This window comes from Catellatospora bangladeshensis, assembly GCF_016862575.1.
GTDB classification, from domain to species: Bacteria; Actinomycetota; Actinomycetes; order Mycobacteriales; family Micromonosporaceae; genus Catellatospora; species Catellatospora bangladeshensis.
In genome coordinates, this window is the sequence record NZ_BONF01000020.1 from 88,922 (window position 1) to 100,395 (window position 11,474).

Genomic DNA, 11,474 nt, shown 5'->3' on the forward strand with positions numbered 1-11,474 from the left:
CCCTGTGACGTGGGTCTCCGGGTGATGTTACGGCCAGATGACCCGGCTTTACAGTAAGGGTCCCTAACTATTTTGTTGGGATAGCCTCCGGCTGTGACTATGGATCCGTTGGCCCCGCTGCTGAAACTGGCCGATGTCGAATCTGCGGTGAATGGCGCGCGCGCTGCGGTGGACGGCGCGTACAAACACCGCGCGCTGCGGCGCCAGGGCGGCGCGGTGGCAGCGGAGATCAGCCTGCGCTGCGCGGTGGCCAGCGCCGCCCTCGAAGGGCACCGGTACGAGCTGAGCGACGTGCGCGGCGGCACGGTGCTGGACGCGGTGCTGCAGGGGGCGCTGCGGGTCGCCGAGGCGCTGCCCGGCCTGCACCAGACCTGGCAGACCGCCCCCCGGCAGGTGCTGGCGCGGCTGCACCTGCTGGCCGGCACCGGTGTGCTGCCCGACGCCGTGCTGGGCCGGCCGGATCCGGAGAGCGCCGGCCGCCTGGACACCCTGCTCCAGATCGTCACGGGTCAGGCCGGGGATCCGCTGATCCGGGCTGCCGTGGTGCACGGTGAGCTGCTGGCGCTGCGCGCCTTCCCCGGGGTCAACGGCGTGGTGGCCCGGGCCGCCGGCCGGCTCACCCTGGTCGGCAGCGGGTTCGACCCGCGCGGCCTGATCGCGCTGGAGGTCGCGCAGCTGGCCCGCGAGCCGGAGTATGTCGGTGCGGCGGGTGCCTTCGCCACCGGGACACCCGACGGCCTGCGCTCCTGGCTGCGTCATTACGCCACCGCGGTCACCGGGGGCGCGGAGGAGATCGCCGTGGTAGGCGACGCGGTGCTGGCCTCGGCCTGACCGTTTCCCTCCGGACAATATGGATGGCGCCGCACTGGGCGGCGCCATCGCGCACGTCCTGCCGGGGTACCAAGCGTGCACCCTTTGCCAAACGGCCCACAGCCGACCCGAAGGTCATGCTGCGACTATGCCTTCACGACGGCTAGATCGCGCGTGGGTGCCCGGAGGCCGTGCCCGAAAGCCGGCTTCTGCCAGCTACTTCCAGCTGCAGAACGCTTTCGTACTCACTTTTCTACGCCCGTTTCGGGGTGATGGCCAGGGTTCACGCCGAATGTGTGACTGGTGTGGCTGTTGTGGCAGCCGAATCACCCATCAGGGGGCAGAAGCCGCGGCGCGTGCCCGCCTGCGGCGGCCGTACCACGCGATGCCGATGGCGACGCCGACACCTAGACCCAGTGCGGCGGCGACGGGGACGGCGGGCCGGTTGCGCAGCCGGCGGCCCAGCGGGATCGGGTGGCGGAACTCCAGCACCGGCCAGTGCCGCTCGTTGGCTTCGCGGCGCAGCGCCTTGTCCGGGTTGACCGCGCTCGGGTGGCCCACCGCGGACAGCAGCGGGATATCGGAGACGGAGTCGGAGTACGCGTAGCACTCGCTGAGGTCGTAACCGCGTTCGGCGGCGAGCTTGCGCACCGCCTCGACCTTGCCGGGACCGGCCGCGTAGAACTCGATCTCGCCGGTGTACTGGCCCTCGGCGACCTTCATCCGGGTCGCGATGACGTCGCTGACCCCGAGCTGCGCGCCGATCGGCTGCACCATCTCCTCGCCGGAGGCGGACACCAGCACGATGTCCCGCCCGGCCGCCTGATGCTCCTCGATCAGGGTGGCGGCCTCGGCGTAGATGTACGGGTCGATCAGCTCGTGCAGCGTCTCGTTGACGATCTGCCGGACCTGGTCGACGCGCCAGCCCTTGACCAGCTCGGCCATGTAGTCGCGGGTGCGCACCATGGCCTGGTCGTCGGCGCCGGAGCGCTTGAACATGAACTGAGCGAACGCCGTCTTAACGACGTCACGCTTAGTGATCAGACCGTCACGATAGAACGGTCTGCCGAACGCCAGCGCGCTCGATGTCGCGATGACGGTCTTGTCCAGGTCGAAAAACGCGGCGCTGCGGCCCACGGTCGGAGTGTAGCGGGGCATCCGTCCCGGTGGCGTGCGGCCACCGCCCGGCGTACCGGCGGACGTGCGGCTACTGATCGACCACTCAGTGATTGCGCAGCGTAGGATCTTGGGGTCATCTACGGCGTGTCGGCGCGTGTCGGGCAGGATGCCCCTCGACGGCGTGCCGTCCGGTCAGGCATGCTTTCGCAAACAGCCCTCAGCGGTTGCCTCCCCCCCCGCGACCGCTGAGCGGGTTCCGGCTCACCATCCCCCCTGAGGGCCGGTCCCCAAGGACGGCCCCCGTCTCCCCGGACGGGGGTCGTCGTCATTCGGGGGGTACGCCGAACGCCATAGCAGATCCACCCCTTGATCAGGCGGTTGTCCCCAAGCGCAGCGATGTCCACAAGCGAGGCGTGCGCGCCGTGGCGTCCGCATCGGACAGCGGCGCACAGTGCCCGGCATGACCCGCTCGACCGCCCGCCGCCGCGAAGCCGCCCGCGCCCTGCTCGTCACCGCCGACCCCGACCTGCTCGACGACCTGCTGCGGCTCGGCTCCGCCGCGGGCGTGGAGCTGGAGGTCGCGCACGACCTGCCCGCCGCCCGCCCGCGCTACGGCCCCGCGCCGGTCGTGCTCATCGGCGGCGACCTGGCCGACGGCTGCCTGCGGGCGCGGCTGCCCCGGCGGCCCGGGGTCGTCGTGGTGTGCCGCGACGCCGCCGACCCGCGGCCCTGGGACCTCGCCCAGCCGCTCGGCGCCGAACACGTCGCCCTGCTGCCCGCCGCCGAGACCTGGCTGGTCGAGCGGCTCGCCGGGATCGGCCGCGGCCCCGCTCCCGGTGCCGGGCGGGTCATCGCCGTGCTCGGCGGCCGGGGCGGTGCCGGCGCCAGCGTGCTGGCCGCCGGGCTCGCCGTCACCGCCTGCCGCGTCCCGCTGCGCACCCTGCTGATCGACGCGGACCCGCTGGGCGGCGGCGCCGACCTGCTGCTCGGCTGGGAGGAGCTGCGCGGCCTGCGCTGGCCGCAGCTCGCCCGCGCCAGCGGCCCGGTCGACCCCGCCGCGCTCGTCGACGCGCTGCCCCGCCGCGGCGACCTCGTCGTGCTGTCGTGCGCCCGCGACATCCCCGACGAGGAGACGCCGGTCGCCCCCGCGCTGCCGGCCGACGCCATGGCCGTCGCCCTCGACGCCGGACGGCGCGGCCGGGACCTCGTCGTGGTCGACCTGCCCCGGCGCCTCGACGAGGCCGCGGCGGTGGTGCTCCAGGACGCCGACCGGGTGCTGCTCGTCGTGCCCGCCGAGCTGCGCGCGGCCGCCGCGGCGGCCCGGGTCGCCGACGTCGCGCTGGCGTACCGGCGGGAGCTGTCCCTGGTGGTCCGCGAACCGGCGCCGGGGCGGCTCAGCGCCGCCGAACTGGCCCGCGCGGTGGGCCTGCCGCTGGCCGGCACGCTGCGCCCCGAGCCCCGGCTCGCGGCCGCCCTGGAACGCGGCGAGGCGCCGGGCTCCGCCGCCCGCGGCCCGCTGGCCACCCTGTGCGGCCGCCTCATCCGCGAGGTCCTGCCGTGATCTGGCTGCTCACCGATGCGGCGCGTACGGGCGGCGAGCCGTGACGGCCGAGCGCACCGTGCCCGCCGAGCTCGCCGGGACCGGGCCGCTCGGACCGCTGCTGGCCGCGCCCGACGTCACCGACGTGCTGGTCAACGGGGTGCAGGTGTGGACCGATCGGGGGTCCGGGCTGGTCCGCGAGCCGGTCACCATGCCGTCCGCGGAGTCCGTACGGCGGCTCGCGCAGCGGCTCGCGGCGGCCTGCGGGCGGCGGCTCGACGACGGGCAGCCGTTCGTGGACGCCCGGCTCGCCGACGGCACCCGGCTGCACGCGGTGCTGCCCCCGGTGGCGACCGCCGGGCCGTACCTGTCCCTGCGCACCTTCCGGCAGCGCCCGATGGGCCTGGCCGAGCTGGTCCGGCCCGAACTCGCCGAGCTGCTCGCCGCGGTGGTCGCGGCCCGGCTCACGTTCCTCGTCTCCGGCGGCACCGGCTCCGGCAAGACCACGCTGCTCGGCGCGCTGCTCGGGCTGGTGCCCGGCCGCGAGCGGATCGTGCTCGTCGAGGACTCCGCCGAGCTGCGCCCCGCCCACCCGCACGTGGTCGCCCTGCAGACCCGCACCTCCAACGTGGAGGGAGCCGGCGTGGTCGGCCTCGCCGAGCTGGTCCGGCAGGCGCTGCGGATGCGGCCCGACCGGCTCGTCGTCGGCGAGTGCCGCGGCGCCGAGGTGGTCGACCTGCTGGCCGCCCTGAACACCGGGCACGAGGGCAGCGCGGGCACGCTGCATGCGAACACCCCCGCCGACGTGCCCGCCCGCCTGGAGGCGCTCGGCCTGCTCGGCGGCCTGCCCCGCCCGGCCCTGCACGCCCAGGTCGCCGCAGCGGTGCGGGTGCTGCTGCACCTGCGGCGCACCGCCACGGGCCGGGTGCTCGACGCCGTCTGCCTGCTCACCGCCGAGGGACCGGAGCGCCTCGTCACCGCCCGGCCGGTGTGGCGGCGCGCCGACGGCATCCGCCCCGGCGCCGCCGACCTGTGCCACCTGCTGCGCGAACGCGACACCGTCCCGCCTGCCTGGCTGGCGGCCCGATGAGGGACCAGGCACCGGCCCGCCGTATCGGACGGGCGAGGACACGCGACAGGCTCGCCGCACTCGGCGCACCCGGGCCGGGTGCGAGTGGCGGATCCGGCGGGCGCGATCCGGATCGGCCGGCGGTCTCCCGGCGGCTGATCCGACTGCTGGCGATTGCCGCCGGGCTGGTCGCGGGACTGCTCGCGCGTTCGCCCGTGGCGGCGCTGATCGTCGCCGGGTATGCCCTGCTCGGCGGCCGGCTGTGGCGCGAGCACCGACGTGGCCGCGGTGCCGCCCGGCAGCGCGCCGACTCGCTCGACCTGGTCGGCGCGGCCGCCGCCGAGCTGCGCGCCGGTGCCGTCGGCGGGCTCGGCGGCGTGCTGCTGCTGCCCGACACCGAGCTGGACCGGCTCGTCCACGCCGCACGCAGGCTGGCCGACGGCACCGGCGCGCCACTGGCCGACCTGCTCGAACGGCTCGAAGCGCAGAGCCGGGCCGCCGACCGGGCCGACGCCGCCGCCGCCGCGCAGGCCGCGGGTGCGCAGCTCACGGCGGTGCTGCTGGCCGCGCTGCCGGTGGGCGGGCTCGGGCTCGGCTATCTGATCGGGGTCGACCCGCTGCGGATCCTGCTGCACACGCCGGTCGGTGTCGGCTGCGCCTGCGGTGCCGCCGTGCTCCAGGCCGCCGGGCTCGCCTGGACACGCCGCGTGCAGGGCGCCCCGCCATCGCGGGCGGCGACGGGCGGCGGGTCGGTCCGGCGTCGGCTGCGCCGGCTGCGACTGCGTCACCTCCCGGAAAGGCCGTCCCCGCGTACGCCATGGCTGCTCGGGCTGGTCGCGGGCGGTGCCGTGGGCGCACTGCTGCCGACAGTGCCGGGAGTCGTCTGCGGAGCGCTGGTCGCGGCGGTGACGGTGGCGGTGCTGCGGCGGATGGAACCCGCGGCGGTCCGGACCGAACGGGTGCAGGTGCTCGCCGACCTGCCCTGGGCGGTCGACCTGGTGGGGGCGGCGCTGCGGGCCGGTGCGCCGCTCGACGGCGCGGTGCTCGCCGTCGCGGCCGCGCTCGACGGGCCTGCCGCGGCGCGCCTGCAGCGCATCGGGCGCAGCCTGCGGCTGGGCGCCACGCCCGCCGAGGCCTGGCAGCACCTCGCCGACCTGGCACCCGCCCGGCGCCTGATCGCCGCCGCCGAACGCAGCTCCGCCAGCGGATCAGCCCTGGCCGGAGCGCTCCACCGGTGCGCCGACGACCTGCGCGCCGATGCCGCCGTACGCCGCCAGGCCGGTGCCCAGCGCGCCGGTGTGCTCATCGTGCTCCCCCTCGGCCTGTGCTTCCTGCCGGCCTTCGTGCTCGCCGGCCTGGTGCCGGTGGTCCTCGCCGTGCTCGGCGAGGTGCTCTGAACGAGAGGAGATCAATCATGACCCTGACCGACTCGACGGAGACGGCGGCACAGCCGTCGCCCGCCGCGCTCGCCTCCGACGCCCGGCGGCAGCTCCGGCCGCCCGTCCCCGCCGCCGCGGAGATGCGCGACGCAGGCCTCGCCGCGCCGGCGGTAGGGGACGAAACCGTCCCCGCAGACGGCGGTGCGGGCCTTGCCGAAGCCGTCCCCGCGGACGGTGGCGCGGGCCTTGCCGAAGCCGAACCCGCCGACGGTGGGGCCGGTCGCGACGAAGGCGACGCCGCCGGCACCGGGCCGCGGAGCGCGCCTGACGCCGGGATGAACACCGCCGAGTACGCGGTCGGCACGCTGGCCGCGGTGGCCTTCGCCGGGATCCTGCTCAAGGTGCTGACCAGCGACAGCGTGCAGGCGGCACTGGCCGGGGTGATCCAGCGGGCGCTCGGGTGAGCCGAACCGACCGGGGCAGCGCCACCGCCGAGCTGGCGGTGGCGCTGCCCGCCGTGGTGCTGCTGCTGGTGACCGGCATCGGCGCGGTCACCGCGGTGACCGTGAAGCTCGGCTGCGTCGCCGCCGCCCGCGACGCGGCACTGGCCGCGGCCCGCGGCGAGGCGGTGGCGGCCGGGGCGGACGTGTCGTCCGGCGGGGACACCGTGACGGCGACCGTGCGGCGATCCGTCCGGGTCACCGTGCTCACCTGCACGGCGACCGCCGCCCGGGAACCGGGTGCGCCGTGAGCTCCCTGTATGCGCTCGGCGTCGGGCTCGTGTTCGTCGCCGCGGGCACCGTGGTCGCGGCCGAGGGCGCGCACCTGGTCGCCCGGGAGCAGGCACGGACGGCGGCCGATCTCGGCGCGCTGGCGGGCGCGGCGTACGCGGTCCAGGGCGCCGACGTGGCCTGCGCACGGGCGGGGGACCTGGTGCGGGCCAACGGCGCGACGGTGACCGACTGCCGCCTGGACGGCCTCGACCTGCTCCTCTCCGTCATCGCCGTCACCCGCGCGGGCGCCGCCGAGGCCACCGCCCGCGCGGGGCCGGTCCGGTTCGCGGCGGTCGGGTTCGCGGCGGTCGGGTTCGCGGCGGGCTTTGGAGATCGCGATTTCGTGTCAAGAAGTGAGGTGTGACCGCAGATCATGACACCAACCACTGATCAAGCCGGGCTGGACGCGCTGGCCGGCGACCAGGGTGGGCTGTTCACCAGGGCGGATGCCCAAAGGCTCGGGTTCTCGGACGACCAGATCCGGCGGCGGCTGCGCCGGGGCGACTGGCGGGTGGTCATCGGGCCCGTGCTGACCCGCGCCGGGCGGCAGGTCACCCCGCTGCTGCGGGACCGGGCCGTGCTGCTTGCCGTGCCGGACGCCGTCCTCAGCGGACCGTCGGCGGCCAGGCGTTACGGCCTGGAGGTGCCCGACCTGCGCACCTGCGTGACGGTGGCGCCGGGGCGGAAGGTCCGGCACGCCGGCCTGCGGGTGCACCGCGAGGTGCTCGCGCCGGCCGATCTGTCCCTGGTCGAGGGCGTGCTCTTCACCGCACCGGCGCAGACGGTGGTCGACTGCGTACGCGAGCTGCGGCCCGACGACGCCGACCTCGTCCTCGACCGGGCGATCCAGCGGCGGCTCATCACGTTCGAGGAGTTCGTCGAGCGGGTGCGCGGCCAAACGGGGCGGCACGGGGTCGGACCGCTGATCCGAGCGGCCGCCCGGCATGCCGATGGGGCGCGGTCGGCTGCGGAACGGCTGCTGGTGCAGGGTTTGCGGCAGGCCCGGATCGCCGGCTGGCGGGCGAATCTGCCGGTCCACGACGAGGACGGCCTGATCGGTGCGGTCGACTTCGGCTTCGCGGAGATCCGGCTCGCGATCGAGGTCGACGGGCAGGCGTGGCACAGCGCCGCTGACCGCTTCCAGCAGGACCGCACCCGGCAGAACCGCCTGGTCCGGGCGGGCTGGACGGTGCTCCGCTTCACCTGGCAGGACCTCACCCGCAACATGCCCGGCGTCCTCCACGAGATCGAAACCGTCCGCCGCCAACTGACCCGCTGATCAAGATCGCTGTCTCGTGTCGAAACCTCAGGCTGCACCGCAGCTTTTGACACGAGACAGCGATCTTCAACCTGACGACCAGGGGCACGGCGCGCGGCGGGTGGGTCAGTGGGGGAGGTGGTGGAGGATGGTGTCGAGGACGGTCACGGCGCCGCGTTTGTCCAGGGGATTGTTGCCGTTGCCGCACTTGGGGGACTGGACGCAGCTGGGGCAGCCGCGCTCGCACCCGCACTCGGCGACGGCCGTGCGCGTCGCGCCCAGCCACTGCGCGGCCATCCCGTACGCCCGCTCGGCGAAGCCCGCCCCGCCGGGGTGCCCGTCGTACACGAAGATGGTCGGCGCGTCGGTGTCGGCGTGGCAGGCGGTGGACAGTCCGCCGATGTCCCACCGGTCGCAGCTGGCCACCAGCGGGAGCAGCCCGATGGCGGCGTGCTCGGCGGCGTGCAGCGAGCCGGGCAGGTCCTCGATCCCGGCGACGGCGGACTCGGCGATGGTGGTCCACACCGCGACGGTGCGCAGCGTCCGGCTGGGCAGCTCCAGCGGCCAGGTGCCCAGCACCTCCCCGCTGTCCATCCGGCGGCGCTGGAACGACACGACCTGGCTGGTGACCTCGACTTCGCCGAGGAACAGCCCGATCGGCCCGGCGTCGACGTAGGAGCGCACCTCCAGCACGGTGAGCGAGGTGGTGTCCCGGGCGTGCGTGGAGTACGGCGGGTTGTCCGCCTCGACCAGCGCGACCGCGTCGGCCAGGTCGAGCGACTGCACGACGTACGTGCGGCCCTGGTGGGTGTACACGGCGCCGGGGTGCAGGTGGTGGTGGGCCGCGCCGGGGTCGGCGGTGCCGATCAGCCGCCCGGTGGACGCCTCGATGACAGCGACGGGCGGGCCGCCGGTGCCGCGCAGGTCGATGTCGGGGCGCTGCGGATGGGTCCAGTACCAGCCGGTGGGGCGGCGGCGCAGCGCGCCCGCGGCGACCAGCTCGTCCAGCAGCGCCGCGTCGGCGCCGAACAGGGGCAGGTCGGCCTCGGTGAGCGGCTGCTCGGCGGCGGCGGTGCACAGGTGCGGGGCGAGCACGTACGGGTTGGCCGGGTCGAACACGGTGGCCTCGACGGGGGTGCCGAACAGCGCCTGCGGGTGGTGCACCAGGTAGGTGTCCAGCGGGTCGTCGCGGGCGACGAGCACGCACAGCCCGTCGCGCCCGGCCCGCCCGGCCCGCCCGGCGCGCTGCCAGACCGCGGCGCGGGTGCCGGGGTAGCCGGCCAGCAGCACGGCGTCCAGGCCGGTCACGTCGATGCCCAGTTCGAGCGCGTTGGTGGTGGCCAGGCCGGTGAGGCTGCCGTCGGTGAGCTGCTGCTCCAGGCTGCGGCGCTCCTCGCGCAGGTAGCCGGCGCGGTACGCGGCGACCTGGCGGCCCAGGCCCGGCTGCGCCTCTTCGAGCGCGGCGCGCGCGTGCCCGGCCACGACCTCGGCGCCGCGCCGGGAGGGCACGAAGGCGAGGGTGCGTACCCCCTGCACGACCGCGTCGGCCAGCAGGTCGGCGGTCTCCCGCAGCGCGGACCGGCGCACCGGGGCGGCGTCACCGTTCAGATCCGCGCCGGGCAGCTCCGGCGGCTCCCACATGGCGAAGGTCATCGAGCCGCGCGGCGCGCCGTCGTCGGTGACGGCCCGCACCGGTCGCCCGACGAGCTTGCTCGCGCTGCCCGCCGGATCCCCGGACGTCGCCGACGCCAGCAGGAACACCGGCCCGCGCCGCGCTGCGCCGCCCCGGCCGATCCCGGTGCCACCGGACCTGGCCGCGCCGCCTGACCGGGCAACGGACTGGTCAGCGGTCTCCGCGTTAAGAAGGTGCCCTTCCTCTACGTATTCCGTTAAGAAGGTGCCCTTCCTTTCGGGTTCTCCGGTGAGGCGGCGGAGGCGGCGGAGGATGTGGGCGACGTGGGCGCCGAAGACGCCGCGGTAGCTGTGGGACTCGTCGACGATGACGTAGCGCAGGTTGCGCAGCACCCCCGACCAGCGCTGGTGCTGCGGGAGCAGGCTGTGGTGCAGCAGGTCGGGGTTGGTGAGGATGACGTTGGCGTGCTGGCGGATCCAGTCGCGCTCCTCGCGGCCGGTGTCGCCGTCGCAGACCGCGGCGCGCAGGCCGGGCAGGTTCAGCCCCGTCAGCGAGCGGTGCTGGTCGGCGGCGAGCGCCTTGGTCGGGGCGAGGTAGAGGACCCGGGCACGGGGTTCGGTGAGCACCGCCGACAGAGCGGGCAGCTGGTAGGCGAGGGACTTGCCGGAGCCGGTGCCGGTCGAGATGACGACGTCGTGGCCGGCGTACGCCAGCTCGGCGGCCTCGGCCTGGTGGGCCCAGGGCGCGGTGATGCCGCAGCCGCGCAGCGCCTCGACCAGGTCCGGCGGGATCCAGGCAGGCCATTCGGCGGCGCGCCCGGCCCGCGCGGGCAGCAGCTCGACGTGCGTGACCTGGTCGCGCTTGAGCCAGTAGGGCAGCAGGTCCACCCCAGCACTCTGCCACCCGGCGGGCCGCGGCGGCCAGCCCGCATCGGCCGCCGTCGTGCGATGTCCGTCGCAGCCTCCGGCGGCACGGGCCCGGCGGCGGGGGCCTGTTGCCGAGATACGACAGCCCACGTCGGCGACAAGGGCAAAGGGCGCGTAGCCCGGAAACCCGACCAGTGGTTAGATGCATGGGGACCGGTGCACGGAGAGATTCCGGGCAGTGACCGGACGTCGCAGAGGGAGGTGCCGATGGAGCTGTCGCTGGCCACGCGTGTCGTCGCCACGCACACCGTGCTCGAAGTCGGCGGCGAGGTGGACGTCTACACCGCTCCCAAGCTGCGCGAGCGCATCGCGGAGCTGCTCGACAGCGGGGTGACCGGAGTCGTGGTCGACCTCGCGAAGGTCGAGTTCATGGACTCGACCGGGCTGGGCGTGCTGGTCGGCGGGCTGCGCAAGGCGCGTGCCGCCGGGGCCACGTTCGGGGTGGTGTGCGCCCGCGAGTCGCTGCTGAAGATCTTCCGGATCACGGCGCTCGACCAGGTGCTGCCGCTGTACCCGTCCGTCGACGCCGCGACCGCGAGCTGATCCGCAGGGTAATGGCGACCGTCCGGCTCGAATTCACCCCCGAACCCGCGCACGTGCGTACGGCGCGGCTCGTCGGCGTGGCCGTCGCGCGGCGGGCCGGTGTGCCCGACGACCAGCTCGACGAGGTCCGTCTGGCGATCGGCGAGGCCTGCGCGCGGGCGGTGGCCCGGCACCAGCGGGTCGGCCTGCGCGACGTGGTCGCCGTGGCGTTCAGCGACGGGGACCGTTACCTGGTGCAGGTGTGGGACCGCGCCGGTGACGACGCGCCCATCGCCGACGAGGAGCAGATCACCGTGGACGTGAGCGCCAGCCTGCTCCAGGCGATCGTGAAGGATCTGCAGGTCCGCCCGCTCGACGACGGGCCGGGCACCGAGGTGCAGATGGCGTGGCCGATCCGGCGCGCGTCGCGGCTGGGCCGCTGATC

Annotated in this window: 11 protein-coding genes and 1 pseudogene; 10 read left to right on the forward strand and 2 right to left on the reverse strand. The window is 75.3% G+C overall.

Translation table 11 applies throughout. The features are described from left to right. Positions 1-93: 93 nt before the first annotated feature. Complete coding sequence (locus tag Cba03nite_RS18840; protein WP_203747689.1) at positions 94-831, forward strand: Fic family protein; 738 nt, start codon at positions 94-96, stop codon at positions 829-831. 312 nt (positions 832-1,143) lie between these two features. Here the strand turns inward: Cba03nite_RS18840 and Cba03nite_RS18845 are convergent, their stop codons facing one another. After that, positions 1,144-1,947 carry an HAD family hydrolase gene (locus Cba03nite_RS18845; protein ID WP_203747691.1) on the reverse strand — a complete coding sequence of 268 codons (804 nt, stop codon included), beginning with the start codon at positions 1,945-1,947 and terminating at the stop codon, positions 1,144-1,146. Positions 1,948-2,389: 442 nt separating this feature from the next. Here Cba03nite_RS18845 and ssd point away from each other — a divergent pair, with 442 nt between their 5' ends. The 7 genes and pseudogenes from ssd to Cba03nite_RS18880 all read left to right on the forward strand — a co-directional run bounded on the left by ssd (position 2,390) and on the right by Cba03nite_RS18880 (position 7,969). Next, positions 2,390-3,490: a septum site-determining protein Ssd gene (ssd, locus tag Cba03nite_RS18850; protein WP_203747693.1), complete on the forward strand. Its 1,101-nt coding sequence runs from the start codon at positions 2,390-2,392 to the stop codon at positions 3,488-3,490. After that, positions 3,411-4,559, forward strand: a pseudogene (locus tag Cba03nite_RS18855) (TadA family conjugal transfer-associated ATPase); the annotation flags it as partial. The gene ssd and the pseudogene Cba03nite_RS18855, both read left to right, overlap by 80 nt. Positions 4,560-5,209: 650 nt before the next feature. Continuing rightward, on the forward strand, positions 5,210-5,935 hold the full coding sequence (locus Cba03nite_RS40655) for a type II secretion system F family protein (protein WP_373315760.1): 726 nt from the start codon (positions 5,210-5,212) through the stop codon (positions 5,933-5,935). Positions 5,936-6,252: 317 nt separating this feature from the next. Continuing rightward, positions 6,253-6,381, forward strand: coding sequence for a DUF4244 domain-containing protein (locus Cba03nite_RS18865; protein WP_203748004.1), 129 nt, complete (start codon positions 6,253-6,255; stop codon positions 6,379-6,381). Continuing rightward, positions 6,378-6,668 carry a TadE/TadG family type IV pilus assembly protein gene (locus Cba03nite_RS18870; protein ID WP_203747699.1) on the forward strand — a complete coding sequence of 97 codons (291 nt, stop codon included), beginning with the start codon at positions 6,378-6,380 and terminating at the stop codon, positions 6,666-6,668. Before Cba03nite_RS18865 ends, Cba03nite_RS18870 begins: the two co-directional genes overlap by 4 nt. Then, positions 6,665-7,054 (forward strand): Rv3654c family TadE-like protein, encoded by a 390-nt coding sequence (locus Cba03nite_RS18875; RefSeq protein WP_239125857.1) that lies wholly within the window; start codon positions 6,665-6,667, stop codon positions 7,052-7,054. The genes Cba03nite_RS18870 and Cba03nite_RS18875 overlap by 4 nt, the downstream gene beginning before the upstream one ends. A gap of 9 nt (positions 7,055-7,063) precedes the next feature. Then, a complete protein-coding gene (locus tag Cba03nite_RS18880) occupies positions 7,064-7,969 on the forward strand; it encodes a PDDEXK-like endonuclease domain-containing protein (protein ID WP_203747702.1) in 906 nt (301 codons plus the stop codon). Between the two features lie 105 nt (positions 7,970-8,074). Here the strand turns inward: Cba03nite_RS18880 and Cba03nite_RS18885 are convergent, their stop codons facing one another. Beyond that, complete coding sequence (locus Cba03nite_RS18885; protein WP_203747704.1) at positions 8,075-10,468, reverse strand: DEAD/DEAH box helicase; 2,394 nt, start codon at positions 10,466-10,468, stop codon at positions 8,075-8,077. Positions 10,469-10,714: 246 nt separating this feature from the next. On the opposite strand from Cba03nite_RS18885, the gene Cba03nite_RS18890 reads away from it, so the two are divergent. Together Cba03nite_RS18890 and Cba03nite_RS18895 are read left to right on the forward strand one after the other, a co-directional pair. Beyond that, positions 10,715-11,050, forward strand: a complete 336-nt coding sequence (locus Cba03nite_RS18890; protein ID WP_203747706.1) for an STAS domain-containing protein — start codon at positions 10,715-10,717, stop codon at positions 11,048-11,050. Positions 11,051-11,061: 11 nt separating this feature from the next. Continuing rightward, positions 11,062-11,472 (forward strand): ATP-binding protein, encoded by a 411-nt coding sequence (locus Cba03nite_RS18895; RefSeq protein ID WP_203747708.1) that lies wholly within the window; start codon positions 11,062-11,064, stop codon positions 11,470-11,472. Positions 11,473-11,474: the final 2 nt, after the last annotated feature.

Excerpts from the sequence above, each read along its gene's own strand:
- Cba03nite_RS18880 (WP_203747702.1), top strand. The coding sequence starts at position 7,064 with ATGACACCAACCACTGATCAAGCCGGGCTGGACGCGCTGGCCGGCGAC.
- ssd (WP_203747693.1), top strand. The coding sequence starts at position 2,390 with ATGACCCGCTCGACCGCCCGCCGCCGCGAAGCCGCCCGCGCCCTGCTC.
- Cba03nite_RS18865 (WP_203748004.1), top strand. The coding sequence starts at position 6,253 with ATGAACACCGCCGAGTACGCGGTCGGCACGCTGGCCGCGGTGGCCTTC.
- Cba03nite_RS18890 (WP_203747706.1), top strand. The coding sequence starts at position 10,715 with ATGGAGCTGTCGCTGGCCACGCGTGTCGTCGCCACGCACACCGTGCTC.
- Cba03nite_RS18895 (WP_203747708.1), top strand. The coding sequence starts at position 11,062 with ATGGCGACCGTCCGGCTCGAATTCACCCCCGAACCCGCGCACGTGCGT.